Annotated in this window: 25 protein-coding genes and 1 pseudogene; 17 read left to right on the forward strand and 9 right to left on the reverse strand. The window is 42.7% G+C overall.

Annotated elements, in window-relative coordinates; genetic code table 11:
* Positions 1-439: 439 nt before the first annotated feature.
* Complete coding sequence (locus F6K63_RS27405; RefSeq protein WP_287254556.1) at positions 440-580, reverse strand: hypothetical protein; 141 nt, start codon at positions 578-580, stop codon at positions 440-442.
* Between the two features lie 148 nt (positions 581-728).
* On the opposite strand from F6K63_RS27405, the gene F6K63_RS27410 reads away from it, so the two are divergent.
* The 3 genes from F6K63_RS27410 (at position 729) to F6K63_RS27420 (ending at position 3677) form a co-directional block, all read left to right on the forward strand.
* Complete coding sequence (locus F6K63_RS27410; protein WP_008178237.1) at positions 729-1589, forward strand: ribonuclease HI family protein; 861 nt, start codon at positions 729-731, stop codon at positions 1587-1589.
* Positions 1590-2393: 804 nt separating this feature from the next.
* A complete protein-coding gene (locus tag F6K63_RS27415) occupies positions 2394-2903 on the forward strand; it encodes a late competence development ComFB family protein (protein WP_008178239.1) in 510 nt (169 codons plus the stop codon).
* Between the two features lie 318 nt (positions 2904-3221).
* Positions 3222-3677 (forward strand): SRPBCC family protein, encoded by a 456-nt coding sequence (locus F6K63_RS27420; protein WP_008178241.1) that lies wholly within the window; start codon positions 3222-3224, stop codon positions 3675-3677.
* Positions 3678-3951: 274 nt separating this feature from the next.
* On the opposite strand, the gene F6K63_RS27425 is transcribed toward F6K63_RS27420, so the two are convergent.
* Together F6K63_RS27425 and F6K63_RS27430 are read right to left on the reverse strand one after the other, a co-directional pair.
* Entirely contained in the window at positions 3952-4263 is a 312-nt protein-coding gene (locus F6K63_RS27425; protein ID WP_008178243.1) for a TRADD-N-associated membrane domain-containing protein, read from the reverse strand.
* A gap of 397 nt (positions 4264-4660) precedes the next feature.
* Complete coding sequence (locus F6K63_RS27430) at positions 4661-4798, reverse strand: hypothetical protein (protein ID WP_154659751.1); 138 nt, start codon at positions 4796-4798, stop codon at positions 4661-4663.
* Here F6K63_RS27430 and F6K63_RS27435 point away from each other — a divergent pair.
* Both F6K63_RS27435 and F6K63_RS27440 read left to right on the forward strand, forming a co-directional pair.
* Entirely contained in the window at positions 4782-6158 is a 1377-nt protein-coding gene (locus F6K63_RS27435) for an AAA family ATPase (RefSeq protein WP_008182711.1), read from the forward strand. The genes F6K63_RS27430 and F6K63_RS27435 overlap by 17 nt on opposite strands.
* Positions 6159-6293: 135 nt before the next feature.
* Positions 6294-9197: a WD40 repeat domain-containing protein gene (locus F6K63_RS27440; protein WP_008182713.1), complete on the forward strand. Its 2904-nt coding sequence runs from the start codon at positions 6294-6296 to the stop codon at positions 9195-9197.
* A gap of 588 nt (positions 9198-9785) precedes the next feature.
* On the opposite strand, the gene F6K63_RS27445 is transcribed toward F6K63_RS27440, so the two are convergent.
* From F6K63_RS27445 to F6K63_RS27455, 3 genes are all read right to left on the reverse strand, one after another.
* The gene (locus F6K63_RS27445) at positions 9786-10142 is read right to left on the reverse strand and encodes a XisI protein (protein ID WP_008182715.1); all 357 of its coding nucleotides are present in this window, start codon (positions 10140-10142) and stop codon (positions 9786-9788) included.
* A complete protein-coding gene (locus tag F6K63_RS27450) occupies positions 10133-10543 on the reverse strand; it encodes an element excision factor XisH family protein (protein ID WP_008182717.1) in 411 nt (136 codons plus the stop codon). Before F6K63_RS27450 ends, F6K63_RS27445 begins: the two co-directional genes overlap by 10 nt.
* Positions 10544-10735: 192 nt before the next feature.
* Positions 10736-10915 carry a hypothetical protein gene (locus F6K63_RS27455; RefSeq protein ID WP_287313641.1) on the reverse strand — a complete coding sequence of 60 codons (180 nt, stop codon included), beginning with the start codon at positions 10913-10915 and terminating at the stop codon, positions 10736-10738.
* 199 nt (positions 10916-11114) lie between these two features.
* On the opposite strand from F6K63_RS27455, the pseudogene F6K63_RS38025 reads away from it, so the two are divergent.
* The 3 genes and pseudogenes from F6K63_RS38025 (at position 11115) to F6K63_RS27475 (ending at position 12003) form a co-directional block, all read left to right on the forward strand.
* Positions 11115-11471, forward strand: a pseudogene (locus tag F6K63_RS38025) (type II toxin-antitoxin system RelE/ParE family toxin).
* A 19-nt stretch (positions 11472-11490) separates the two neighbouring features.
* Positions 11491-11820 carry a helix-turn-helix domain-containing protein gene (locus tag F6K63_RS27470; protein ID WP_008182726.1) on the forward strand — a complete coding sequence of 110 codons (330 nt, stop codon included), beginning with the start codon at positions 11491-11493 and terminating at the stop codon, positions 11818-11820.
* A gap of 21 nt (positions 11821-11841) precedes the next feature.
* Complete coding sequence (locus tag F6K63_RS27475; protein ID WP_154659752.1) at positions 11842-12003, forward strand: hypothetical protein; 162 nt, start codon at positions 11842-11844, stop codon at positions 12001-12003.
* A 138-nt stretch (positions 12004-12141) separates the two neighbouring features.
* Here the strand turns inward: F6K63_RS27475 and F6K63_RS27480 are convergent, their stop codons facing one another.
* Entirely contained in the window at positions 12142-12396 is a 255-nt protein-coding gene (locus tag F6K63_RS27480; protein ID WP_071986857.1) for a hypothetical protein, read from the reverse strand.
* A 1007-nt stretch (positions 12397-13403) separates the two neighbouring features.
* The gene (locus F6K63_RS27485) at positions 13404-14273 is read right to left on the reverse strand and encodes an EamA family transporter (protein WP_287263812.1); all 870 of its coding nucleotides are present in this window, start codon (positions 14271-14273) and stop codon (positions 13404-13406) included.
* A gap of 1127 nt (positions 14274-15400) precedes the next feature.
* On the opposite strand from F6K63_RS27485, the gene F6K63_RS27490 reads away from it, so the two are divergent.
* From F6K63_RS27490 to psb34, 3 genes are all read left to right on the forward strand, one after another.
* The gene (locus F6K63_RS27490) at positions 15401-15895 is read left to right on the forward strand and encodes a RodZ family helix-turn-helix domain-containing protein (RefSeq protein WP_075873601.1); all 495 of its coding nucleotides are present in this window, start codon (positions 15401-15403) and stop codon (positions 15893-15895) included.
* A gap of 326 nt (positions 15896-16221) precedes the next feature.
* A complete protein-coding gene (gene thiO, locus F6K63_RS38030; RefSeq protein WP_008178249.1) occupies positions 16222-18237 on the forward strand; it encodes a glycine oxidase ThiO in 2016 nt (671 codons plus the stop codon).
* A 162-nt stretch (positions 18238-18399) separates the two neighbouring features.
* Positions 18400-18579, forward strand: a complete 180-nt coding sequence (psb34, locus tag F6K63_RS27500) for a photosystem II assembly protein Psb34 (protein WP_008178251.1) — start codon at positions 18400-18402, stop codon at positions 18577-18579.
* A gap of 57 nt (positions 18580-18636) precedes the next feature.
* Here the strand turns inward: psb34 and F6K63_RS27505 are convergent, their stop codons facing one another.
* On the reverse strand, positions 18637-19677 hold the full coding sequence (locus tag F6K63_RS27505) for a tetratricopeptide repeat protein (protein ID WP_008178253.1): 1041 nt from the start codon (positions 19675-19677) through the stop codon (positions 18637-18639).
* 204 nt (positions 19678-19881) lie between these two features.
* Here F6K63_RS27505 and psbP point away from each other — a divergent pair, with 204 nt between their 5' ends.
* The 6 genes from psbP to F6K63_RS27535 all read left to right on the forward strand — a co-directional run bounded on the left by psbP (position 19882) and on the right by F6K63_RS27535 (position 25938).
* Positions 19882-20424: a photosystem II reaction center PsbP gene (gene psbP, locus F6K63_RS27510; RefSeq protein WP_044491972.1), complete on the forward strand. Its 543-nt coding sequence runs from the start codon at positions 19882-19884 to the stop codon at positions 20422-20424.
* A 211-nt stretch (positions 20425-20635) separates the two neighbouring features.
* Positions 20636-21229, forward strand: a complete 594-nt coding sequence (locus tag F6K63_RS27515) for a Maf family protein (RefSeq protein WP_287313643.1) — start codon at positions 20636-20638, stop codon at positions 21227-21229.
* Between the two features lie 158 nt (positions 21230-21387).
* Positions 21388-21822: a hypothetical protein gene (locus F6K63_RS27520; protein ID WP_287313645.1), complete on the forward strand. Its 435-nt coding sequence runs from the start codon at positions 21388-21390 to the stop codon at positions 21820-21822.
* Between the two features lie 120 nt (positions 21823-21942).
* On the forward strand, positions 21943-22068 hold the full coding sequence (locus F6K63_RS27525; protein WP_267871964.1) for a hypothetical protein: 126 nt from the start codon (positions 21943-21945) through the stop codon (positions 22066-22068).
* Between the two features lie 476 nt (positions 22069-22544).
* Positions 22545-24632 carry a hypothetical protein gene (locus tag F6K63_RS27530; protein ID WP_008178262.1) on the forward strand — a complete coding sequence of 696 codons (2088 nt, stop codon included), beginning with the start codon at positions 22545-22547 and terminating at the stop codon, positions 24630-24632.
* A gap of 415 nt (positions 24633-25047) precedes the next feature.
* Positions 25048-25938, forward strand: a complete 891-nt coding sequence (locus F6K63_RS27535) for a DUF8581 family protein (protein ID WP_008178266.1) — start codon at positions 25048-25050, stop codon at positions 25936-25938.
* Positions 25939-25949 lie beyond the last annotated feature (11 nt).

Consider the following 25949-nt stretch of genomic DNA (forward strand, 5'->3'; position numbering starts at 1 on the left):
CCCGTGTCGTTAATAAAGTAACCCGTGTATCCGAACGCGCCCCGCGTCGGCGAAAGCCGATAGTGATGGCTGGAGTTGGTAAGAAGCCCACACTGTAATCTTCGATGAGCGTGTGGGAGTATGTCACATAAGGTTTAAGAAACTATGAAGGATGAACTATGAAAAGGGAGTCGGGAGTCGGGAGTCGGGAGTCGGGAGTCGGGAGTCGGGAATCGGCAATCGGCAATCGGCAATCGGCAATCGGCAATCGGCAATCGGCAATCGGGAATAGAGCAGCAGTTGCTAGTGGTGCTTTAGGGACGGGCTCGCCCTCATTTCATCGGTAGCCAGTGTTGGTACAGTAACGGGCAAGATGCCCGTTACACCCACCGAGCCAAACAGCTTTTAGGATATGCACCTATAGTGTTTTTCATACCTATGAGCTACACAGGATGTTTTCCTACTCCCGACTCCCTCGGTGCGCTTTCCGTAGGCGAATTAAATTCGCCACGGGTCGCACCGCTCCCGACTCCCCATCTCCCCATCTCCCCATCTCCCCATCTCCCCACCTCCCCATCTCCCCATCTCCCCATCTCCCCATCTCCCCACACCCGGTCACCCCACACCCCACATACGCTAGTTGAGTCTATTACCTTATATATATATATATGCTTCCCTTCTTCAGAGGTATTTTGCGATCCTCTGTAGGAGCCGCTGCGTGAACGCAAAAGCGAAGGAACGAATATTAGATGAACAACCAATCAGTCAACTTAACAGCTAAGAAGACTAACAGTAAGCTTACGATCCTATTTGATGGGGGGTCTCGTGGGAATCCTGGAATAGCTGGTGCTGCTGCTATTATTAAACAACCAGGAGCTCAAACTATTAGCGTTAGTAAATTTTTCCCTCATGCTACCAACAATGAGGCCGAATATAACGGAGCTATTCTTGGGTTGGAGAAAGCCTTGGAAATCGGTGCTGGGCAGGTAGTCCTAAAAGGAGATTCTCAACTGGTTATCAATCAGCTTAAAGGTACCTGGAGAGTTAAAACACCCCACTTACGACCCTTATGGACAAAAGCTAAGTCACTTCTGAATCAGTTTGACTCTGTTAAATTGGAGTGGATTCCCCGAGCACAGAATTCAGAAGCCGATGCCGCTGCGAATCAGGCTATGGATCAACGCAAAGGGGTTAGCGCTGTAAGAAATAAAGCCACTGGGTTGCCCAAGGTTCAACCTTCTTTACCAAAACTTGCTGACCAGTTCTCTGAGTTGCCCAAGGTTCAACCTGTACCAAAACTTGCTAACCAGATCTCTGAGTTGATTGCGGACGCAAAAAATGCTAAATTTAAAAATTTACTTAAGTTAAAAAGTGGTCGGGATGAGTTTACTAGCAAGCGATTACCCACCCTAAAGGAAATGGTACCTGCTTCTGTTCAAAATGCGATCGCATCGGCTATGGCTGATGCTGATGACTCTACCTTAGCCAAGGTATACCGCTGGTATCTTAGAGGATTACCCGCAGACCTAGCCATTAGAAAAGTCCAGGTCGATTTAGAAGTATCTGAAAAGATTATCGAGCGTCGAAAAAAAAATCAACAAACCCTCTAATTATAACACATGATTATCGCTTTAGCAATCCTAGGTAATTTGTAGTAATAAGGAAAAACTCTGAACAAGCCCTCAGTACTTACTAATTAGTACTAGATTTCTTCTACAAAATGCGACTGGTTCACCATTGGGATGGCGAACGCAACCGTGGCTTTTGCCTGTGATCGATATCATAGGCGGAAAGCAAAAGATCAGTTATTATTGTGGTTACCAGACTCACCTGGCTAGGTGTGGGGTTAAGCTCAAACCTAAAAAAATACTAAAAAGCTATTGTTGAGAGTTCCTGACAGGATACATAAAAGCGTAAGCATATGCGCTACGCGCACGCGTGCGCGTTCAGCGGTCAGCGTTCAGCGGTCAGCGGTCAGCCAAAGGCTTACGCTGCTTGAGGTGCCGTCAGCTTTTTGGCACAGGCCACAAGCGCTGTGATTTCACTCAGATTAAACAAATGGTTACCTGTTTTATTCAAAAGCACCTCAAGTAGCGTGGCACAGGCTTCGACGCATCGGACCTAACCCATAAGCTGATACGCGACACGCTGATAGCTAAAAGCTGATAGCTGATAGCTGACGGCTGAATGCTTACATAAAAGCTATCTATAAGTGCTTCACTACAGCAGTAGAAGCTCAGAGCTAATCCAACAGGAGTTCAAAAAATTGGTTACTAAGAAACGGTGACCCCAAGTAGGGTATTTGGCTAGCTGGTTCTTGCGTAGGCAGAACAAAATGTCTTTCACATGGCCATCTTTGATCAAGCCACTCGTCAAGGGCTTTTTATTTATTGCAATATCTAACTGGTTAAGTCATGGAAGCACATCGATTACATCAAGCAATAACCTATCAAAATGTCATGGAAATCTTAGTGGCTCAGGAAGTAGAGCGTCAAAAGTCTCGACTTTCCCCGAAGCTAGCTAAGTATATAAACCATGTAGAAGTGGCTACCTATGCCCTCAATCGTTTACCACCTCTGTATGCTTCCTGTGAAGAGGGGAGGCGTCAGCAGCAGTTAAAGGGTAACAAAAAACTAAGGCAGCAGATTACTACTACTGTGCGTCAAGCCTTTGCTGCCGTGCAACGAGACCCGATCAGACTCTGTACACCGATCAGACCACAAGAAGAAACCGAATCTCTAGCGGCTAAACTGGCTCTGCAAGGAATCCGGGAATTACTCAAAAATAAAGAAATAACATGGTATAATCTGGTCAGTATTGTCAGGCAAACCCTGATTAGAGCAACTCAGATCAGAAAAAATCGGCAAAAAGAGCAGCCAAGAGACCCAATTTATGGTTGGAGTGACTCTCGTTACCAGCTCTAAGTTTGCGATCGCGTAGCGTGACCTACGGTCAATCGCGTTCACAGCTTGACAGGTTGACAAGTTGAAGGTTGACAGGTTGATCAGTTGAAGGTTGACAGGTTGATCAGTTGACAGGTTGACAGGTTGACAGGTTGACAGGTTGACAGGTTGACAGGTTGACAGGCTATAGTCTCCAAACCAGCGTTTTAGATTTATGTCTAATATCATGTTGGGATAATTACCCTTAATAAAAATCTCCCCATCTCCCCATCTCCCCACACTTCCCACCCTCCCTATAATTATGGGTATTCAACCTGACTTGATATAACTGGGTATCTAATGCTGCACTTTAACTATTCTACTGTGATCAATGCACCAGTTGAGATAGTTTGGACCTTTCATGAGCGAGATGATATTCTCGATCTGCTCACTCCACCCTGGCAACCAATCCAGGTGATCCGTCGTGAGGGGGGTTTAGGGATTGGAGCAGTTTCGGAATTTCGGATTTTTCTTGGTCTAATTCCCTTAGAGTGGATTGCTGTTCATACCGAGTATGAGCAATACCGACTCTTCAGTGATCAACAACAAGAAGGACCCTTTGACTATTGGGTTCATCGCCATCAATTTATTCGAGAAGATCAGAAAACTAGGCTAACTGATTCCATTGAATTTGCCTTACCAGGAGGAGCGTTAGTCGAAGATATGTTTGGTTGGTTAGTAACGCTGCAATTAGAGCAAATGTTTCGCTATCGCCATAAAGTAACCCAACGAGAATGTTCTAAGTTGGTGAATTGAGTAGGGTTAGTAGGAAACGGGCAAGATGCCCATTCCACGGAAACGGGCAAGATGCCCATTCCACCCACCGGGTCAAACTCAAAGTATGGAACAGCGAACAGGTAAAAATAATCAGATTTGATGCTTTCAGTACTAAAATTGATTGTTATCGCCTCCCCTATTACGTTTTTTTGTACTGATGTCAGGTAAGCATTCAGCTATCAGCTAATGCGCTACGGAAACAGCTAAAGGCTTGTGGCCAACGGCTGACGGCTGATAGCTGACGGCTGAATGCTTAGGTTTCATCTAACAACTTCTCCATCATTTCCTCTAACTCTTCCTTTGAATCCTTCGCGAATTGGACACTAGTAATAGTCCCCAAAACTCCGCCCGATGCTGTCAAGCTTGCTTCCGACACTTTGTCAATATACAAAAGCCCGACACCACATAAAGTCATCAACGCTGATGCCGCAGTTACACCAAGAGCAAGGTTGTAACTATGTCTTACTTGTCGTAATAATTCCCGGATGATTTCTTCTTTGATATCACTTTTGAGATCACGGTTGTCATCCTTAATTTGTCGCTTCTTAGAAAAACTAAATGCCATTGTTGATCTCCTCAATCTTCTATCGTTGGCTGCTGATATTCGTATCTTATTCAGAGGAAACTATCTACAGCAAGGGCAAATGGGTTTAGTTGATGTTAGGTTTTGCCCTACTGGCTTTTAGGGAGCAGGGAGCAGCGATCCCCCCTAACCCCCCTTAATAAGGGGGGGAAAGAGCAGAGAAGAAAGAAAAGGGAAGAGGGAAAAAATATTCTGTACCTCATAGCTATGAAAAATGCTGTAAAATAGATTAGGGCAAATAGGTAAATCAAGAAAACCTATCTGCCCTAATTAAGCATTCAGCTATCAGCTATCAGCTATCAGCTATCAGCTATCAGCTATCAGCTTATGGGCTATGGGCAAGCTACGGAACTTTTGAAGAAAACAGGTAAGCGTAAAGTCACAACGTCGAAGCCTGTGCCACAAAGCTAACGGCTGACCGCTGACCGCTGACCGCTGAATGCTTACCGACTCCCGACTCCCGACTCCCGACTCCCGACTCCCGACTCCCTAAAATCAAAATGCGTGAATCTGACAAAGTGCGATCGAGTCAGCAAGGTAAAGCCAGACTCAAACAAGCTTACAAAGACGCTAAACTGACTCAAGAGAAACTAGCACAGCAAGCCAATGTCTCTGTGGATACCGTTAAGCGCTTGCTTGGTACTAAAGATTGTCCCCATGGAGTGGAAAGATGGGCAGTTAGAAATATTTGTAAGGTTCTAAAGATTAAACCAACTGATATCGTTGACAGAAAAGACTGGGAGCCTCAACACCAGTTACCACCAGAATTTAAACAATTTATTCAAGACAAAACTCACTTATTTTGCGGACGTGAGTTTGTCTTTAAGGCTATTGAAGAATTTTTCAGCAACACTGCTCAGGGCTACTTTACGGTTATTGGTGATGCTGGCATGGGTAAAAGCGCCATTGCTGCTAAATATGTATTAGACAATCCAGACGCAATTTGCTTTTTTAATAGTCGTGCTGAGGGCATGAATCGTCCAGAATTATTCCTCAAGAAAATCCGTCAACAATTGATCACTCGTTACCAGTTGCCAGATGCTCAAGATGCCGATTTATCAGCGTTGTTGGCTAAAGTTAGGGAAAAATTATCTGCCGGTGAACGGTTGGTGATTGTTGTGGATGCCTTGGATGAAGTTGACCAAGAAGGAGCTGGTAATCTTTTATATTTACCGACTATTGTGCCAGACCGTGTTTATTTTATCCTGACCAGAAGACCCTATAATCAGAATGAGAAAAGGCTGCGGTTATCCCCGAGTACACCAACCGAAGAATTGGATTTAAGGGCAAACTCTCAACAAAGCCATCGAGATGTAAAGGAGTATATTTGGCAATTGCTGAATCATCCAGACTATAAACCGGGATTGAGTCAGTGGATTAAAAAGCAACGTGCCCTATCTAATCAAGAGTTTGTGGAAGAGATTGCGGGAAAAAGCGAAAATAACTTTATGTATTTGCGCTGTGTGTTGCCAGCCATAGCCGATGGCTTTTATAATGATAAACCCTTGAATGAATTACCGGTAGGGTTACAAGGCTATTACGAAAACCATTGGCAGCTGATGGGGATGACAACCAAGCCTTTACCTAGGGATAAAATTAAAATTGTTTATGTGATGTGTGCCTTACGTAGTGCGGCTTCTCGTCAAATAATTGCCAACTATTCTAAGCAGGATGAATTTACCGTGCAGGAAGTGCTTGATGGATGGCAGCAATTTTTACATAAGCAAGAAACTTATCGACCACCACGTTATCGATTTTATCACGAAAGTTTCCGAGATTTTTTGCATCGACAGGATATTGTGCAAGCGGCGGGTATGATGTTACCTAATATTAGTGTTGAAGTTGCGGATAATATGACAGAAGGGCTGGAGTTATGAGTAATCTTCGCAGTTTTGTAGGGTGCCTTAGGGGCGGTTGCCCTAATTTTCCGCCTCTTCGTGCTTGGTTTTGACAGCCAGCCCCGTAATGCACCACCGGCTCAAATAGCAAAAGTGAGATACACCCCTTGAATTATGAGTAATCTTCGCAGTTGGTTAGGGCAAAAGTCACCAGAAGAAATAGAGCATTTCTTGGGTGAAATTCCCCGTTTATGGTTAGAAGGTGGGAACCTTAACAAATTATCTCGTTTGTTGAGTAATTATGAGTTTATCGAAGCCAAACTTAATCATCCTGAATTTGGTATAAAGGCACTGATTGAAGATTATGAGTTGATTGATAATATAGACTTATATCATCCAGACTACAGCGAGCAAACGATACAATCCCTGAAGTTAATTCAGGGAGCATTGCGGTTATCAACACATATCCTAACTCAAGATCCAACCCAATTAGCAGGGCAACTCTCAGGGCGTTTACTAGATTTTGATAGCCCAGACATTCAACGATTATTACAACAGATACCGCAAACTGAAACTACTTGTTTGCGTAGCTTGAGAGCTACGTTAACTTCCCCTACTGGACCCTTACTATCTACCCTTAGTGGTCATGGTGACTCGGTAAATGCCGTTGCTGTCACACCAGATGGCACCAGGGTAATTTCTGGTTCATCTGACCACACCGTTAAAGTGTGGGATTTGAATACAGGTGCAGAAGTCTTAACATTAACAGGCCATACTTCTCCAGTAAATGCTGTAGCAGTTACTCCTGATGGCACCAGGGTAATTTCTGGTGCCTCTGATAATACGATTAGGGTCTGGAATTTAGCAACAGGTAAAGAAATACTGAGATTTAATGGTCATAGTGCTCCTGTAAATGCTGTAGCGGTGACTCCCGATGGAACCAGGGTAATTTCTGGTGCCTCTGATAACACTGTTAAAGTCTGGAATTCAGCAACAGGTCAAGAAATATTAACATTTAATGGTCATAGTACCCCTATAGTTGCTTTAGTGATTACTCCCGATGGCAACAAAGCGGTTTCAGCATCAATTGTGGAGGTTTATCACCATATCATAGTCTGGAACCTAGAAACAGGAAAAGAAGAATTAACTCGAGAATATAATGGAAACTTAGTGAAAACTGTTGCTATCACCTCTGATAATCACTTAATTTATGGATCAGATAATGGAGCTATTACGATTTGGAGTTTAGAAAGCCCTGAAATGTTTTACCTACTGGCTCCATCTCACAATACTGAGACAAGGGAGAAATTACACCCCATAAGCCGTGTGCTTTCCGAGCTCGATCCACTCGATCCATCTCACAATACTGAGACAAGGGAGAAATTATATTCCATTACCCTTGCCCCTGATGGCAAGTCGATGATTGCTGTTTACAGTGATAATTTTTCAATGGTTTGGGATTTAGAAACAAATCAGGAATCCGACCAAGTTAAGTTTCATTATCAATTCAAAGGTCATCTCGAAGGTCATACTGCTCCGATAGTTGATATTGCGTTTACACCTGATGGTAAACGATTTATTTCTGCTTCCAAAGATAAAACCCTTAAAGTGTGGAATTTAGGCTTAGAAAAAAATAATAATAAAGTTCTCAATGATAACAAATATGTAAATGATGTAACCATTACTACCAATGGCAAACAAGTAATTTTTAGCTTACCCTATAACAGAGTTACAGTTTATGATTTAGAAAAAAATACCCAAATTTTAAACTTTGCTACTGATAAATATCCATATAGGTTTTCCCGAATAAAAAATAGATTTGTAGAAATTATAGATAAAATATTTGACTGGTGGATAAAAGCACTAATTATTAATTTAACTTATAGCTTACTAAGCTTAGGTATAACTTTGTTTTTAATTGTTAAACACAAGTTTTATCCTAGGATCAGATTGAATGATAATTTTCACTTATTACTTTTTAAATCACCCGTCATCATTGGATTTTTAATTAATATTTTCTTTTTTGTTAAATTACTTGTGAGCTTGATGATTGGCAATAAAAAACACAAAAATCAATTTCAAAAAGCTCCTAAGATGTACTCAAATTTTAAAGTAGATGAATCAAGCCAATTTTTCGGTAAAAAAGAAATTATTACACTAGCTAAAATACCATATAAAGATGAAATTATTTTTATAAATAAACATCTAGATTTGTTTAATTCTTGTTATTTTTTTACTGCCTGGGACTTAAAGCAAAAAAATCATAAATTTGATTTGCGAACTCCCTCGCAGTTGAGATTTATTGCTTTATGCTTGTTAATCCCTATTGCTAGTATATCGTTGTTAGTATTTTCTTGGAAAATAATTTTTATTAAATTACCATTATCTTGGTTGTCAAAAATATTAATTTGGTGTGGATTATCTTTAATTCCACTAGTAGTCTCAGTATTAGCATTAGTATTTTATGAATCTCTAACAAGCATATCAATCACGCCAGATGGCAACTATGTAATCGCTGGTTCAACTAACAGCACTATTAAAGTTTGGAATCTCCAAACCAGAAAGTTACGTTTTCTCCTCAAAGGTCATCGCCAGGAAATAACTAGTTTAGCTATCACCCCAGATGGTAAGTATTTGGTTTCTGGCTCCAAGGATAAAACTATCAAAATTTGGAATCTAGAAACTAGAAAGGAATGTTTCACCCTTACAGGTCATGGGGATTCAGTCAATACTCTCGCCGTAACCCCTGATGGTAACTACGTCGTGTCTGGCTCAGAGGATAATACTATCAAAATTTGGGATTTGGAAAAGCGAGAGGAAATATTTACTTTTACAGGTCATACCGACTCCATAAATCGGATCAAAGTAACATCCAACGGTAAGCTAGTGATTTCTGCATCTTCCGATAAAACACTCCAAGTCTGGGATTTCGAGACTAGGGAAGTTATTGCTACGTTTACTGGAGAAAGTGCGATCAACTGTTGTGCCGTTGCACCAGATGATGTCACCATTGTCGCAGGGGATGAAGGGGGAAATATGCATTTTTTGCGCTTGGAGGGAGTAGGGAGTAGGGAGTAGGGAGTAGGGAATAGGGAACAGGGAACAGGGAGTAGTAATAAGATTTGATTCTTTCTTGATGCAGTCGATCATAAAACAAGCACAAGAGATCCTGTTGCCTCAGTCTTCAAATCCATAGAAGTAGAGTGGGCATCCTGCCCGCGCGACAATAAGCATGAAACTGGCATCCTGCCCGCGCGACAATCTAAGAGAATAAATTAATCATAAATTCATCGTAGGGTGGGCAGTGCCTAAGACGGATAATATTAGGGTTTAATCGATTTTATCAGCACTGCCCACCAACCTAAAATTAACTATAAACTAGTAATACTATTAATCGTAGGTGGGCATTTTATAAAACGAATAATAATAGGTTTTAATAGATTTTATCAGCACTGCTCACGGACAATAAAGAGTTTAGCTTTTTAATAAAATTAATCGTTAGTCAGGTGGGCAGTGCATCAGAGCAATTTAAAAGCTGACCATTGGTTTGATCAGCACTGCCCACCCTACATCTACGCCTGATCGTGTTTGGGTCAATTCTTTTCCACTGTTCCCTGTTCCCTGTTCCCTATTCCCTGTTCCCGACTTCTGCAAGAAGTCTTTAGATTAATTAACAATCCCGTCACCTATACCAAAACCAGTATACTGGCGTACTTCAGGTTCATGAAAAGCTAAAACAATATCCTGTTTTGGAACTCCCATTTCCACTAATCGGTTAGCAAGTCCTTCTTCGGTGCCGTCATGCTGAATCCAAATTTTTCCACCCTTGATATCAACATGTAAAATACAGCCAAAATCACGTTTATTCCCACGCCAACCAACATAGAGTAGTTGGTAGTGATCCTGCTCTGTATCAAAGACAGTCTGAACCTCATACTCTGGTGCAATTGTTTGCCGTGAAGCCCGTTGAGCACGTTCCGAAAGAAGATTTCGAATATACTGGCGATATTGCTCTACAGCCATTGAACAATTACCTCCTGTTTCACATCATAAATTAGTAATCTAATCTGATAACGATCAACTGCTGCCATGATGAAGCGTCGCTGGAAAAAACTCTCATAAATTGGCTCTCGCACAGCCAAATAAAGCTGGCGATCGGCTTCCATCCTTGCCAGTGCATCTCGGTAGTTTAGGAATTGCCCCAATGCCATATGAAAGTCGGAAACCTTGGATGGGCTGATAAAACTTTTGACTTCAACAGCAATTTTCTGATTTTTTCGTTCTGCTGCTAATAGTTGCTCCGCTCCTAAATCAATCTCAAAATAGACATCATCGATCCTAATTTCGTAAGGGTCTGCCGTAATCTTCCAGTTGTCTTTTTCTAAAGCAGTTCTAACAACAAAATGAAACCGATATTTGACCATATCAACCTTCTCAGCATAGATCCTTTAACCCCGTCTACCCTAATTTAATAAACCTGGGGGATATTGCAGTCTCTCCCTGCTGATTCGCATTTGTCTTGCACTCCTTCAGACATATCATACTATTTATAGGGCACTACATTCTATTGTAGATTATAGCAATTATACAACTTGTGAGGTACAAATTTATGGTTTTTAGGGAGCAGCAATGCAGCGCGGTCTTGGGGAGGCAGCGCCGCCAAAGGCGGTCTCCGCCATGAGCGAATGCCGTGGTTTCCCCCACTCGCGCTTTGCATCAAGACGGGAGCAGGGAGCAGGGAGCAGGGAAAAGGGAAGTGGAAAATCGGAAGTGGGAAAAACTAATGTGTACCTCACAACTGCAATAAATGCTATATTTGATTATTTATTGATGGAGTCGCTGATGAATGTTGCTAGGTACTATGGATAAAAGTGCTCTGTCAATTCCTTTTGCTTAACGGAGATAAAGCTAATCCCAGGATCCTCTTTGCCAAGAGGGTTTACCCACAAGGAAGTGAACAAGAGCAACTTTACAATCTAGATGCCAAATTTAAAAATGGGAGATGAATTACTGAAAACTGTTATTTGGGTTGGACCTTCAAAAAAGGAACTTTTAGGGTTTCCTGAAGATGTCATTGATGAAGTTGGTTACATTCTCTATCGGGTTCAAAAAAACCAAAATAATCCTCATATTAAACCTTTGAAATAATTAAATGGAGTGTTTGAAATTGTCAGCGATTATAAAACAGATACTTACAGAACAGTATATGCTGTAAAACTTGGGAATACTATTTATGTTCTCCACGCCTTTAAAAAAAAGTCAAAGACAGGTATTAAAACTCCAAAGCAGACTATGGATTTAATTAAAGAACGCCTAAAACAAGCACAAGATATTGCCAAACAACAAGATTAATAGCACCAAGGATAAAATAATGCCAGATTATACTGTAAGCTCAGGTAACATTTTTGCTGATTTAGGATTTATTAATGCTGAAGAAAAGTTGGCTAAGGTTAAACTAGCTTCACTCATTTTCGATATTATTGATGAAAGGCAGTTGGCTGATTCAGATGTGGCTATGATTTTTAAAATTGATCCTCTTCAAGTCATGGATTTAAAAAATGGTCGCTTGCAAGGGTTTTCCTTGGAAAAACTGTTATTTTTTTTGGTAGCATTAGGTCAAACTATTGAAATTAGCGTCAGTCCAAAACCCGAAACTGTATCTAGTGGGAAGATACAAGTAATCCGTCAATCTTATGCTTGAATATAACCCTTCAAGGGGTAAGTGACTGTTGTGCTACCGACTCCCGATTCCCGATTCCCGACTCCCGACTTCCTAAAAAAAATCGGTCAAGTTTGGTTAAGCCCAATTCTTGACCGCATTGAATTTTTCAATATGTCAGAAGTACAACTAAGCTGTACTTCTGACATAATAACTCCAAATTGACTATTACGTTGTTGTTGAATTAGTCAGCAACTGCTGGAAACCAACAACATCCCAACTCATACTGCTTCATCCTGCTTCACAAAACAACCTTCACGATTCCTGTTGGCCAGGGATTTTCATCCCTGGCAAATTCCTATCCTAGTCTACGTGGAAATATCGAATCAAAAAGGTCATCACCTGACCAGGCTTTCCGGTAGGCTCCAGAGTGCTCCATTCGTCGGGGTGTGCATACTTAAGGGCATACACGGCATTAATGCTGTTGCGAACCTGTTCAGGAGTACCGACCAAGACGTGCTTGGCTTTTTTGCACTTACGGCATTGGTCACCAGAGTTTTCTGGGCAATTAGGATTGTTGAGATTGTGATCTGAGTTGGGATTCATGTTGTTAGTCATTTGGAGTTTTATGTTTGAACTGTGTATAATATTAATATATTAATTTATTTACTAATTGTCAAGGGGTTTAGGAATTTTTTTTTATTAGGAAATGGGGAATTTAGAATTTAGAATTTAGAATTTAGAATTTAGAATTTAGAATTTAGAATTTAGAATTTAGAATTGGGAATAGATTAATCGTAGGGTGGGCAGTGGAGCAGACGGATACTATCAACTTGTAATCGGTTTTATCGGCACTGCCCACCGACATAAAATTAACTAGAAAATAGGAGTTATTTGTTTAGCTTTTTAATAAAATTAATGGTCTGGTGGGCAGTGCATCATACCAATTTAAACGCTGACAATTGGTTTGCTAAGCACTGCCCACCCTACATCTATTACTTTTGCCTTAATAAGCACTACCCACCCTACATCTTTTGCTGGTCTGGTGGGCAGTGCATCATACCAATTTAAACGCTGACAATTGGTTTGCTAAGCACTGCCCACCCTACATCTATTACTTTTGCCTTAATAAGCACTACCCACCCTACATCTTTTGCTGGTCTGGTGGGCAGTGCATCATACCAATTTAAACGCTGACAATTGGTTTGCTAAGCACTGCCCACCCTACATCTATTACTTTTGCCTTAATAAGCACTACCCACCCTACATCTTTTGCTGGTCTGGTGGGCAGTGCATCATACTAATTTAAACGCTGACAATTGGTTTGCTAAGCACTGCCCACCCTACATCTATTACTTTTGCCTTAATAAGCACTACCCACCCTACATCTTTTGCTGGTCTGGTGGGCAGTGCATCATACCAATTTAAACGCTGACAATTGGTTTGCTAAGCACTGCCCACCCTACATCTATTACTTTTGCCTTAATAAGCACTACCCACCCTACATCTTTTGCTGGTCTGGTGGGCAGTGCATCATACTAATTTAAACGCTGACAATTGGTTTGCTAAGCACTGCCCACCCTACATCTTTTGCCTATTCCCTGCTCCCTACCCAAAACCCAATCCTAATGTCCCGATAAACTAATTAGTAAAACTCCCAATACCATAATTGCTGCTCCAGTTGCTCTTTCCTGAATTCCTGGTTCTTTAAAAATTAGACATCCTAAGATTACACTAATTAAAACACTCATGCGTTTAACAGCGATCACGTGGCTAACAAAGGTCATTTCCAGAGCTGTCATTTGGCACAAAATTACTCCGGCCTGAAAGAAACCAATAGGAACTATAGATAGTAAATATTTTGGAATTTGGTTTAATTTACTTCTTGATTTAGACAGCATTATCACTCCCATACCTGTAGCAATAAAGCTATGCATCGCAATTGCCCAAAATATTGGAGATGAATTTTGTACCCCCACCTTATCAACGTTTGAGGTAATACTAAAAATTAAAGCTACGGTTAACATTAGCTGAGGGCCTCGTTGCTTGAGTAGCCCTTTAAAAGGGGCGAGGTAACCGTTTCTTTTCTCTTTCAAATTTAAGCTATAAGACCCAACCACAATCATGAGAATTCCTCCCATATCTAAGGGGGTGGGATATTCTCCAACAATGATTGGGGATGTCACTAATAAAAATAACGGGGTGAAGGTCATAAAGGGAACGGTAATGGATAAGTCAGACCGACTCAATGCTTGGATATACAAGCTCATCGCTACCACATTCAGAGACCCTCCGACCATTAAGGCTAAGCCAAAATTTTGGCCTAATTCCGGAATTTCAATCACAAAAAGGAGGGGCAGTAAAACAGGTAAAGAAAAAAATAATACTGCCCAAGAAATAATGTAAGCATCAACATTTTTGAGCCCTCGCTTACTCGTCAAATCCTTGCCAGAGGCAAAAAGAGCTGTTAGACTAGCGAATATTAACCAAAGCATAGTAGTGCTAACCTGTAGTTTAGTCAGAATAGGGATAATGAGTGAATAGCAGACTTAACTAGCCTAGCTTAAAGCATAAGTTAAGGCATAAGTTAAGACATAGTTAAATTGAGGATTTATGGTTAACTGTTGACTGTTGACTGTTGACTGTTACCCGTCACTAAGCAACCCTATAAAAGTAGATAAGTTAACTAAAACAGTTAACTAGAACAGTTGACTAAAACAGTTAACTGTGTATTAGCAGAAGCAGTTAGCGATCGCACTGAGTCAGTTAGCTTTTGAATCATCCTCTGTTACCCGATCTCCCCATCAGTGCTAACAGAATGTAAGCTAAGGCACATTTAGCAATGGTTAACTAATGGTTAACTAATGGTTGAGAGTTGGGGGATGCCATAAGTCTCGTGCCATCATAGGCAATTTTGGTCTCGGGATACCTGGACATCCTCCAAGTAATTTTGATCTGGTCAATCCCGGGAAAAAATCCAAATTGATCAACAAAATGATCAAAAATTTACTAGAAACATGATAATGTTGAAAGTTAATCTATCAGCTATCAGCTATCAGCTATCAGCTATCAGCTATCAGCTATCAGCCAAAGGCCAACCTACTGATTGGTGCTTTTGAATAAAATAACGTGACGGCTGACAGCTGACGGCTGAATGCTTATGTTGACAGTAAATTAGATTGACAATAACCAAGTCAAAAAAAACCTGTTGACCTATCCCACGTTCACGTAATCGAAATGCTATCGGTCTGATGGGCGTGGGACTGTTGCAACAGGTCGGGGATGTAAAACCTCAGCTTAGTCGCAAAACTCAACTTAGGCAATCCCCGGTCAAGTGACAAGCCAGTACCGTAGCGTCAGCTTGGAGTCTGGTAATTCACAAGACGATTTCCGCGCCTTGGGTAAAAATCATACCGGTGCGCTAGATGGGTGCAGGGGATAGGGTCAAACCGATGCAGTCGGCCAAAGGGGGAAACCCCTACTCGCCCTTTGCATCAAGAAAATGAACAATTTTCTTTTCTAGTGACCTCCGGAGAACTCAACTGGTATATTATGGGCGGGTGTGTTCACCGAAAAGGGACACATCTGTAAATTCCCTACTTCGACACACAGGTATTAAGTCATGGAAACACAATTCTTGATATCGAATCAGAGTATGAACAAATATATGAGGTTAACTACCAAATTATTAGTCCTGGTTGCTCTCCTAGGAGCAGTTAGTGCTTGTAAGGGTCGCCAAATCGAAGAGGCTCCCCAGAGTGCAAATCAAGTAGAACCAATTCCTGAAGCTGAGGAAGAAAAGGCTTCTCGCTTTAACATTCCCTTCTTTAATCTGGGTAGGAACCAGGAGGAGGCAGAACCAACGGATACAGCACTGTTAGAAGACCCATCAACTACAGAAGCTGAAACACCGAGTATTCAACCAGAGCAACCGATCGCACAAGCACAGCCGACTACAACTGATCCCTTTGCACAGCCAGAGGAGGATACTGTTGCTCAAGGAACTACCGTCATCAGTGAGTCTAGTGCTCCAGCGACTACAGCAAGCTCAGCAACTACAGGAAGTTCTGGTACAGTAGTATACGAAGATAATGACCCCATACCAGCCCTATGGTAAAGGGCACTACCTGTAGTTGTTTAAAAGGTTGGGGAAGAGATTAGAGATTGGGGATTAGGGGATGGGTCAAAAGCAGAAAGGATGAAAAATAAAGGTTGAAGAATAAAGCTTGAAGTAAAAAGGATAAAAAATAAAGGTTGAAGGAGGAAATGGGTTGATCGGACTTAAGGTTGACTAAAAACGTTATCCACAACCTACGAGTTACACTTCCCACTTCCCACTTCATACTTAATAGTTCATCCTTGATACTTCATACTTAATAGTTCATCCTTGATAGTTCATCCTTGATACTTTCCCCAATCCCTAGTCTCCACTCTCCTTAACCTATGAAAGCAGCAAGTGACATTCTGATTATTGGCGGTGGCATTATCGGTTTAGCGATCGCTGTAGAACTGAAACAGCGTGGGGCAACAGTAACTGTTGTCACCCGCAATTTCCAAGAAGGTGCCACCCTAGCTGCAGCGGGAATGTTAGCACCATTCTCAGAAGCGCTCCCCATTGGTCCGATGCTAGATTTAGGCTTGTGGTCCCACTCACTGTATCCTCAATGGTGTACCAAACTGGAACAGATGACTGGTGTGGCAACGGGCTATTGGCCCTGTGGCTTTTTAGCACCGGTCTATGAAGGGGCAGCAGGAAATCAGCAACACCAGCTCAGCAACCAAACCGGAGTTGCTGACTGGTTAGACAAAGATACAATTCATTGCTATCAATCCGGTTTAAGCTCAGAAGTGGTTGGTGGTTGGTGGTACCCAGAAGATGCTCAGGTGGTTCCCCAAGCACTCAGTAAAGCCCTGGGACTGGCTGCCCAAGAATGGGGAGTAGAGCTGCGTGAAGGGATAGCTGTGGAGGCAATTCAGCAGCGCAATCGCTTAGTCTCTGGGATTAGAACCTCCGCAGGGGAACTCCATGCAGACCATTATGTCCTGGCAACTGGAGCCTGGTCTAATCAACTGTTGCCCTTGCCAGTGGCTCCAAAAAAAGGTCAGATGCTGTCAGTAAAAGCCACTAAAAATTATCAACACCCCTTGCCACTACAGCGAGTGTTACATGGCTCTGAGGTTTATCTAGTCCCCCGTCGAGATGGACGAATTCTGATTGGTGCAACAGTAGAGGATGTGGGTTGGCAGCCTGACAACACTACTGCTGGAATTAACCGTTTGTTAGAATCAGCTATCCGGCTATATCCGGAAATCCAACACTGGTCGATTCATGAGTGTTGGTGGGGATTTCGACCAGCAACACCTGACGAATTACCAATTCTTGGCACTGGTCCTTGCCAAAACCTGAGCCTGGCTACGGGTCACTACCGCAACGGTATTTTGCTGGCTCCGGTAACAGCTTTGTTGCTGGCTGACCTGATTGAGAAGCAAAAGTCTGACCCATTGTTAGATCAATTTCGATACGACCGACTTTACCATCAACCAGCCTCAAGTCAAAGCAGTCCTAATCTAATAAGATTATCTAGTAACTCCTCCTCAACACCAGTGCTGCACTATAATTCTGGTACGGTCCGGGACTCTCACTCTGACAATGGGAAGGAACCATCCCCAGCTGATTTACTCACCATTGCGGGAAAAACCTTTCGGTCTCGTCTGATGACTGGCACAGGTAAGTATGACTCTCAACAGGTAATGGCTGAAAGTATTGCCGCTAGTGGCAGTGAAATTGTAACGGTGGCTGTGCGTCGGGTACAAACTAAAGCACCAGGACACGAAGGGCTAGCGGAATCCCTGGATTGGAGGAAACTGTGGATGTTACCCAACACCGCAGGCTGTAAAACGGCGGAAGAAGCGGTGCGAGTGGCACGGCTTGGTCGGGAAATGGCGAAGCTATTGGGTCAAGAAGACAATAATTTTGTGAAACTGGAAGTGATTCCTGATCCTAAGTATTTACTCCCTGACCCCATTGGTACTCTACAGGCAGCAGAGCAACTGGTAAAAGAAGGGTTTGCGGTTTTACCCTATATTAATGCGGATCCGTTATTAGCCAAACGCCTAGAAGAGATAGGATGTGCTACGGTGATGCCTTTGGGTTCACCCATTGGTTCGGGACAGGGCATCAAGAATGCTGCCAATATTGAAATCATCATTGAGGAAGCTGGAGTGCCGGTGGTGGTAGATGCTGGCATAGGTAGCCCCAGTGAAGCCACCTATGGGATGGAGTTAGGGGCAGATGCGTTATTGATTAATAGTGCGATCGCATTAGCAGGTAATCCGATCATGATGGGAAAAGCGATGGGAATGGCCACCGAAGCTGGTCGTCTGGCTTACCTAGCTGGTCGTATTCCAATTAAAAACTATGCTAGCGCTAGCTCACCCTTGACTGGTACCATTAGCTAGCTTACAAATTCATAGATCAAAGAACTTGTCAAGGTCTAGGACTGGATTAATACTTTAACGTAACAAATCAAGCTAATCAGGAAAACTGAAGAGTAGTTATGCCAATTTTTGTTACATTCTTTGTTACATTTATATAAATAAAGTAAAAAAAGGTTGTAATCCATGCCATATACAGTAGAAGAGGGCGGGCGTTTAAACAATTTTGCTAAAGAGCCAAAAGTTTACCAGGCAGAGCCACCCACTGCAGCAGAAAAGCGCAACTACCTGATCTTGGGTCTAACAGCCCTGATTTTAGTAAGTGGCTTGATCTTTGTGGCTTTCTCAGCCTCTGGTGTGAGCTAGGTACTGCACAGAAGAAAGCTGTTGAAAAGCCACTTCAGTTCAAGGGTCTGGTTGCCATTAAAGCTTTTTGATGGCTTCCATCGCTTCTTGATAATTTTCAGTTCTGCCTTGTTCTTGGAATAAATCAGCCGCTTTTTTGAAATCCTGAATCGCTTCCTCAACCTTATTGAGGTCAAGTCTGGCTAGACCCCGTTTATAAAACGCATCGGCAAAAGTGGGTTCAATTTTTAGAGTTTCTGTGTAATCAGCTACAGCAGCTTGATACTGTTTGAGCTTACTGCGAGTTAAACCGCGTTGGTAGTAAGCCATAGCATTTTTAGGGTTAATCGAGAGAGCTCGATCGTAATCCGCAATTGCTTGGAAATAGTTATCTACTTCACTGTAGGCATTACCTCGACTGAGATAAACCGTATCATTATCGGGTGTCAGAGCAATAGCCTTGGAAAAATCAGCGATCGCTTCGATGAACTTCTTTTGCACAAAATAGGCATAACCACGGTTGCTATAGGCTTCACCATAGTCGGTTTTAATCTTGATAGCAGCAGTGTAATTATCAATCGCTTCTTGATAATTCCCCTGAATGTGGTGGACGTAGCCGAGATTGTAGTTTATATCAGGGTCATAGGGTTCCAGCTGCAAAGCCTGTTTGAAATTTGCCATTGCCTCTGGATAATTACCATTATCTAGTTGATCCACGCCCCGGTTGTAGAATTCAACAGCACTCATCCGGGGTATAGTTCTCACTGGCAATTCCGTATTAAAAGGGTCTTTCTCAACAGAGGGTTTTTCAGTAGTAGCTGGTTTCTCCTCCACAGGTTGGGCTTGAGTAGTAGCTGGTTTCTCCTCCACAGGTTGGGCTTGAGTAGTAGCTGGTTTCTCCTCCACAGGTTGGGCTTGAGTAGTAGCTGGTTTCTCCTCCACAGGTTGGGCTTCAGTATTAGTTGGCTCTTGCTTTGACGTAGGCTTTTGATTATCTGGCTCAGATCGGATAATGACTGGAACTGGAAGTGGCTCCTGCTGAGCATAGACAGTTGCGGTAAATCCAGTCAGTATTGTGGCAAGTCCTAGACTAGAGATAGTTAAATAAGTTGGTTTCATGGTATTCCTTACAAAGCCTGATGATTTCCAGAATTGTTACCGTGTGCAGTTGTCTAAAATCGCTCTATTAACTTGACTTAACTATCTATCACACATCTGGTGAGTGTCCAACCGGTAACAGAAAATACATAGGGGCAAGTACGATTAGTTAAAGATGAGACAATTAAGCAGCTGAGTTGACGTTTAATAGAGATGCTCAAAGAGATGCTCAAGAAAATTGCACCACTACTGCTGCTAGTGTTGAGTCTGGCTATACATGGCTGCACAACTGGTGCCAGTGGTCTACAAAGCTATGTAGACAGCCTTAACGGTTATCAGTTTTTGTATCCCAACGGTTGGGTCCCGATCAAGGTGACTGATGGACCCGATGTAGTGTTCCACGATATTATAGAAACCACCGAAAATGTTAGTGTGGTGATTAGCCCAGTGCCGGAAGGCAAGAGCCTTGCTGATTTAGGTACACCCTCAGAAGTGGGGTATCAGCTGCAAAAAAATGCCATTGCTCCTCCCGATTCTGGTCGCACAGCCGAGTTGGTTAATGCTGAAGCTCGTGAGGTAGCAGAAAAGACGTATTACCTTTTAGAATACAACGTCCAACTTCCCAACCAAGAACGGCACAACCTCGCCAGTGTGGTGGTCAACCGTGGCAAGCTCTACACCTTCAATGCTTCCACCACCGAACGACGCTGGGGTAAGACCAAAAATTTATTGGAGGCAGTGGTTAAGTCCTTTTCAGTGAACTATTAAACAGTTGTTCGCGTAGGGTGGCCTAAAGGCCAAGGTAGCAGGTTTGAAGGGTTGAAGGTTACAGGTTGTTTGGTTGTTTGGTTGTTTAGTTGTTCGCCAAAGGCGTGCTAATCAGGTACAGTCTTTTTTGACGCTGATTTCCTTAAAACCCTCTTGCCTATTGCCTTAAAAAAATAAGCAATGTCGCTCAAACGTTTCTGAAAATTGCTATATGGATGTGCCGACTTTTGTATTAGCTTCAGCTTCTAATGCTCGCAGACGATTGTTGCAAACTGCTGGTATTGAACCGGTGGTCTGCCAAAGCAATTTTGACGAATCTCAAGTGCAGCATCCAGAACCAGCAACGTTAGTGCAGATTCTAGCTGAACAAAAAGCAAAAACTGTTGCTGATCAATTTAGTGACGCTCTGGTATTAGGCTGTGATTCTGTATTGAGTATGGAGGGTGGGATTTATGGCAAACCCGCTAACCCCTCTGAAGCAATCGCTCGTTGGCAAAAGATGCGAGGGACTACTGGAGAACTCTATACAGGTCATGCTTTAATTGATTTATCTCGGAACAAAACCATAGTGCGCTGTGGTGTAACACGAGTTTATTTTGCCAATGTAAGCGATCGCGCTATAGAAGCCTATGTTGCTACTGGTGAACCCCTTAAATGTGCTGGTGCCTTTGCTTTGGAAGGTAGAGGGGGAATCTTTGTTGACAAAATCGAAGGCTGTCATAGTAATGTTATTGGTCTTAGCTTACCCCTACTCCATCGAATGTTACAGGAACTAGGATATGAAGTTACTGATTTTTGGCAATAGGTATAGTAATTGGTGATTAGTCATTTTCTTGATGCAAAGCGGGAGTGGGGGAAACCCCCGCAGGTCGGCGCTGCATCGCTTGTAATTACCAGTAGACTGTTAGCTGACTACTAAAAACTAAGAACTAAGAACTAAGGACTAGGGCAACAAAAAAATCTATGACCACTAAAGACGACTTTAAACAACAAATCAAGGCAGGTAACATTAGGGATGCCCTGACCCTATCCCTAGGTGAAGCAGTGGAGTTAGAAATTACGACTTGGGTATCCTCATCTAGCCCAGCTCCTCATTCCTCAGCTGAGCTAGACCAGCCAACCTCTGATTGTCAAATGCGTACTCGCATGAATATTGTTGATGGTGAAATCAACAACGAAGTTGGTTCAGAGTTTATGGGCAATGGACCTTACACTGAACTGAAGCAATTTCACCTACAGCAGGTACAACAAGGACGCCAGACTATTCAGCAAAATTTGGAAAATTTGCAACAACTGTTTACTGTTCTGAGTACTACCATGGGTCAGCTACCTCAAGGGTCTGACCTAGTTACTGATAGTAGCTCTAGTCTATCTTCCAAAAAAGGGAATAGGGAATAGGGAATAGGGAATAGGAAAAAAATCCTGTGTACCTCATTGCTATCAGAACCGCTATAACGATTACGCTGCTTTATTAACGCACCCTACAGATAGCGACAGATAGCATATAGAATGCCAACCATGCGATCGCAAAACCCTGGTAACGACCGTAACAAGCCAAGTGACTACCAATACCACAGTTTAAGCCTGCGTGGTAATGAGACCAACCCTTTAGCCACGGTCATAAATGCAGAAATTCAGGCATAATTTAGTTATTCTTACTGTTAAACAGACCTACTATCGTCAGGGAATAACAACTGCTAAAGGTAATTGATTCAAAGGCGCGCATTGCTTTGGCTTGGCATGCCACGCAAAACCTATTAATTATACCACAAACATACCAGCAAGCCTAACCCAGTAAGCCTAAGATTGAATCAATGTATTGAGGTGATCTGCTACTTCGGCGACAGGCAAAGTGTTCAGCAGTAATGGCCACTGCTAGGTTGCTTAACTGGTTGTGGTCTGATATAAATTTAACCTAAAGAATTTAAATAACCAAGTGTTTGTTGACGGTTGACGGTTGGGTCTTCACAGTCACTGAGAAACTTTCAACAAAAGCTATATCCTTTAAAGAATCCTACCACTATAACCCAAGGGTGGACGTGGGAATATCAAAAACTATTTATTATTAGTCAATCTAAACTAAATTACAAAACTACCCTAATAAGCGCGAGTATATTATTATGGCTCCTAGCGATGACTTCAGACAATACCTTAAGACAGGGAATATTAAAGAGGCTCTTGTCCTAGCCCTGAGCGAAGCAGTTGATTTGAAAATTACCACCTGGGTAGCTGACACCAATACGGATTTAGATGCAGCCCAGGCAAAACCTGGTCATCGTATGTGTACCCGCATTGATACTATTAACGGTGCCATCGATAATGAAGTAGGAGACCAGTTTATCGGCAATGGTCGCTATAGAGAACTGCGGCAATTTCACAATGATCAGGTGGCTCAAGGCAATCAAATTATTCAGAGCAACCTCAAGAGTCTGCATAAGCTCTTTGAGGTTCTACTCACTCTAGGTTACCCAACTAGCACTACTGGGGTTATAGAGCCTGAATCCCCTAGGGGCGAAACCCATTTATTACCAAGCATAGAACCGGTAACTGAAACTAGAGTAGCCATAGAGTCAGTCGAGTCAGTCGAGTCACAGACAGAGCATCGTGTCGATACAGTTACTAAAGCGGTTTTGGGGACTGGATTGGCAGCAGCAGCAGTTGCGTCTGCCTCGGAGTTAGTAGCAGAAACTCCCCCAGCCGAAGTCGAACCGACTCAGGCAGCACCAGAGACACCTCCAACCATCTCTGCTGACCTTGAGTCTGTAACAACTCCTACCCCAGGGAAACTTGATGATTCATTGATGAATCCCTACACCGTAACTGAGCCAATCATAAAACCTGGATTGGTCGATGAAGTAGTCGATGAAGTAGTTTCTGACGCTGGTTTGTTTCCAGAGATTACTGAGAGTAATGAATTGCCAGAAACTACTGAATTGGAGGAGGAAGAAGCAATAGCAAACTTCCTACAGGATAGGTGGTCAGAAAGTGAGTCAGTCTTGGTACCTCCACCCCCCATTGAAGAGGAAACAGACATTAGTCCTGACTTGCTACCAGATACGGCTCCAGAAGTGGAGTCAGTCTTGGTAACTCCACCCCCCATTGACGAAGAAACAGAGATTATTCCTGACTTCCTACCGGATACGGCACCAGAACTGGAGTCAATCTTGGTACCTCCACCCCCAGTTCCAGAAGAAACCCAGGCTAGTCCCGACTCTTTCCTAGAAACTGAGCCGGAATTGCTAGAAGTCCCCTCAGCCGAACTGGAATCCTCACTGATGCCATCCACAGATAGCACCCAGGCATTAGAAGCGGAAACTGAACAGGACGATTGGGATGACTCGATGTGGGAATTACTGGAATCTGTGCCTGATCAGGAGCTAAGTGACCAAGACGTTTCAGATGCAGAAATTGATCAACAATGGCAGGAATTCGTTGAAGAACAATCGGAACCTGCTGATTTAAAGCCATCCGATGCAGTGGATAATCAAAATTGGGAACTCCTGACATTAGAAGATTTGGAGTCAACACCATTATCACCAGAACCCACAACTGAGGCTTCAAACCATGAATTAGAAGAGGAATGGGGTGATTTGTTTGAAGAAGACACACAACAGATTGATGCAGAAACTAACATCCTTAGCCTAGAATCATTGGAGCTAGAAGAAAATGAGGATTGGGATGATTGGATGTTGGAACAACCGCAGGAGTCATCACTAGAATTGACCACTCCTGAGATAGATTCATTGGATGTCTCTGAGGATAATGAGTGGGATACATTAACGAAAAACGCTAATCCGTTCACTGCACCAAGCAATCTCAATGGATCAGCAACAGATTTAGAACTTGATGAAGACTGGGATGATTTCCCAACTGATGAACTGGAATCTTATCCATCTCTAGGAAATAGCTTGGATCTATCGGCACCTTCGGAAGATCCAGATACTTCAGAACTGACCAATGACCTAACTGATGACCTAACTGATAACCATAAAGTTAATCAGGATGAATCTCAAGAGTTAGATCCGTTTCTAGAAATCTCTGAGATCACCGATCAATCAGAGAAAGCATCTGAGGACCTCATGGAAGATTTGTTTGACTTTCCTGTGGCACAACAGACTGAATCTGAGCCCATAAAACTTGATGATGATAATTGGCCTAGCCTAGAAGAGTCACTATTTATTAAAAAACCACGTAAAAAAGAGGATTAATCTGGGGGTAATTAGCTTTTTCTGGCGCTAAAGGATAAGCAGTAAGCTTTACATCATACTCTTAAGTGTGATCTACAGACTGCCCTAGGTCGATTTTGATTCCATGGAGGAGTCGAAATCGATAATTCGTAAGCATTCAGCTATCAGCTATCAGCTATCAGCTATCAGCTATCAGCTATCAGCTATCAGCTATCAGCTATCAGCTATCAGCTATCAGCTATCAGCTATCAGCTATCAGCTTATGGCTTATGGCTTATGGCTTATGGCTTATGGCTTATGGCTTATGGCTTATGGCCACACTACTGTTCGCGTAGCGAATGGCTGACGGCTGACGGCTGACGGCTGACTGCTGAATGCTTACGATAATTCTTCCACTTATATCCACTTATATTAGGGTAGTTACTATACAATTACGATGGCCGTGACCAAGACCAGAAACCGTAAGCAACCAGCAACTACTGATGCAACATCACCTTTCAAACGAGGTGCCCTTGACCTTGGCGAATTAAATTCGCCACGGGTCGCACCTGATGTTACCTCTAGATTAGGTCAAACCCTTGATGAATTTTATGGCTCTTTGGGGGATGTCTTGATTGACATCACAGCTTTAGAAGTTAACACCATGGTAGTGGAGGAAATTAAGGGAGATAAGTTCATCCCCTGGGAAACTTACCGGGATATTTACCCGATCTCAGCAGACTATCTAGAGCAACAGGGAATTCATCAGTCTTTACGCGATCGCTACCTTGAGTTACGTAAAACCTTAGAACTAGAGTACACCGTGCTTCTGAGTGATCCCCATTCACCCTTGTATGATCCCACTGTTCTAGAGCAGGCTAGAGGAGGCCAAGAAATCCTCACCGACCCAACAGTAGAATTGCACCAAATTAACACCCGACTACCAAACCCTACTAAAACCAGCAGTTCAGAAGAAATGCTTCAAGCGCAACAGATTCTTAAGAACAATCGTTTCTTGCGTTGTTTGCGTAAGCTCAGTGAACTAAAAGCAGCACTGGATAGTCGGAATCAGGCATTGCTAAAAACTAATTCACAGCAACGGGCAAATGTCAAGTCAATCAATGATTTAATTTGCGCCCAAACTGTGATTCAACTAGATGGTGATGTGATCAACCGCTATGCTCAGGAAATTGTTAACCATCCTGATCGAGATTTGATTCTACACATCCATAAGCAAGGAGTCACTGCTAGTCAACAGCAGTGGAGAGGATTGCTAGAGTTTATTTTGGGTTTGGTACAGGGGTCAGTGAGATGGGGTAATGGTGACGGTTTACCTTGGCGCAATTGATGTACTCAGGG

Source organism: Moorena sp. SIO1G6 (genome assembly GCF_010672795.1).
Classification (GTDB): Bacteria; Cyanobacteriota; Cyanobacteriia; order Cyanobacteriales; family Coleofasciculaceae; genus Moorena; species Moorena producens.

What these genes read in the sequence shown, in the direction of transcription:
- F6K63_RS27440 (WP_008182713.1), top strand. Translation starts at nt 6,294, where the DNA reads ATGAGTAATCTTCGCAGTTGGTTAGGGCAAAAGTCACCAGAAGAAATA.
- F6K63_RS27410 (WP_008178237.1), top strand. Translation starts at nt 729, where the DNA reads ATGAACAACCAATCAGTCAACTTAACAGCTAAGAAGACTAACAGTAAG.
- F6K63_RS27485 (WP_287263812.1), bottom strand. Translation starts at nt 14,273, where the DNA reads ATGCTTTGGTTAATATTCGCTAGTCTAACAGCTCTTTTTGCCTCTGGC.
- F6K63_RS27415 (WP_008178239.1), top strand. Translation starts at nt 2,394, where the DNA reads ATGGAAGCACATCGATTACATCAAGCAATAACCTATCAAAATGTCATG.
- F6K63_RS27425 (WP_008178243.1), bottom strand. Translation starts at nt 4,263, where the DNA reads ATGGCATTTAGTTTTTCTAAGAAGCGACAAATTAAGGATGACAACCGT.
- thiO (WP_008178249.1), top strand. Translation starts at nt 16,222, where the DNA reads ATGAAAGCAGCAAGTGACATTCTGATTATTGGCGGTGGCATTATCGGT.
- F6K63_RS27470 (WP_008182726.1), top strand. Translation starts at nt 11,491, where the DNA reads ATGCCAGATTATACTGTAAGCTCAGGTAACATTTTTGCTGATTTAGGA.
- F6K63_RS27515 (WP_287313643.1), top strand. Translation starts at nt 20,636, where the DNA reads ATGGATGTGCCGACTTTTGTATTAGCTTCAGCTTCTAATGCTCGCAGA.
- F6K63_RS27445 (WP_008182715.1), bottom strand. Translation starts at nt 10,142, where the DNA reads ATGGCTGTAGAGCAATATCGCCAGTATATTCGAAATCTTCTTTCGGAA.
- F6K63_RS27420 (WP_008178241.1), top strand. Translation starts at nt 3,222, where the DNA reads ATGCTGCACTTTAACTATTCTACTGTGATCAATGCACCAGTTGAGATA.
- F6K63_RS27480 (WP_071986857.1), bottom strand. Translation starts at nt 12,396, where the DNA reads ATGACTAACAACATGAATCCCAACTCAGATCACAATCTCAACAATCCT.
- F6K63_RS27505 (WP_008178253.1), bottom strand. Translation starts at nt 19,677, where the DNA reads ATGAAACCAACTTATTTAACTATCTCTAGTCTAGGACTTGCCACAATA.
- psbP (WP_044491972.1), top strand. Translation starts at nt 19,882, where the DNA reads ATGCTCAAGAAAATTGCACCACTACTGCTGCTAGTGTTGAGTCTGGCT.
- F6K63_RS27535 (WP_008178266.1), top strand. Translation starts at nt 25,048, where the DNA reads ATGGCCGTGACCAAGACCAGAAACCGTAAGCAACCAGCAACTACTGAT.
- psb34 (WP_008178251.1), top strand. Translation starts at nt 18,400, where the DNA reads ATGCCATATACAGTAGAAGAGGGCGGGCGTTTAAACAATTTTGCTAAA.
- F6K63_RS27405 (WP_287254556.1), bottom strand. Translation starts at nt 580, where the DNA reads ATGGGGAGATGGGGAGATGGGGAGATGGGGAGGTGGGGAGATGGGGAG.
- F6K63_RS27530 (WP_008178262.1), top strand. Translation starts at nt 22,545, where the DNA reads ATGGCTCCTAGCGATGACTTCAGACAATACCTTAAGACAGGGAATATT.
- F6K63_RS27450 (WP_008182717.1), bottom strand. Translation starts at nt 10,543, where the DNA reads ATGGTCAAATATCGGTTTCATTTTGTTGTTAGAACTGCTTTAGAAAAA.
- F6K63_RS27520 (WP_287313645.1), top strand. Translation starts at nt 21,388, where the DNA reads ATGACCACTAAAGACGACTTTAAACAACAAATCAAGGCAGGTAACATT.
- F6K63_RS27525 (WP_267871964.1), top strand. Translation starts at nt 21,943, where the DNA reads ATGCGATCGCAAAACCCTGGTAACGACCGTAACAAGCCAAGTGACTAC.
- F6K63_RS27435 (WP_008182711.1), top strand. Translation starts at nt 4,782, where the DNA reads ATGCGTGAATCTGACAAAGTGCGATCGAGTCAGCAAGGTAAAGCCAGA.
- F6K63_RS27490 (WP_075873601.1), top strand. Translation starts at nt 15,401, where the DNA reads ATGGAAACACAATTCTTGATATCGAATCAGAGTATGAACAAATATATG.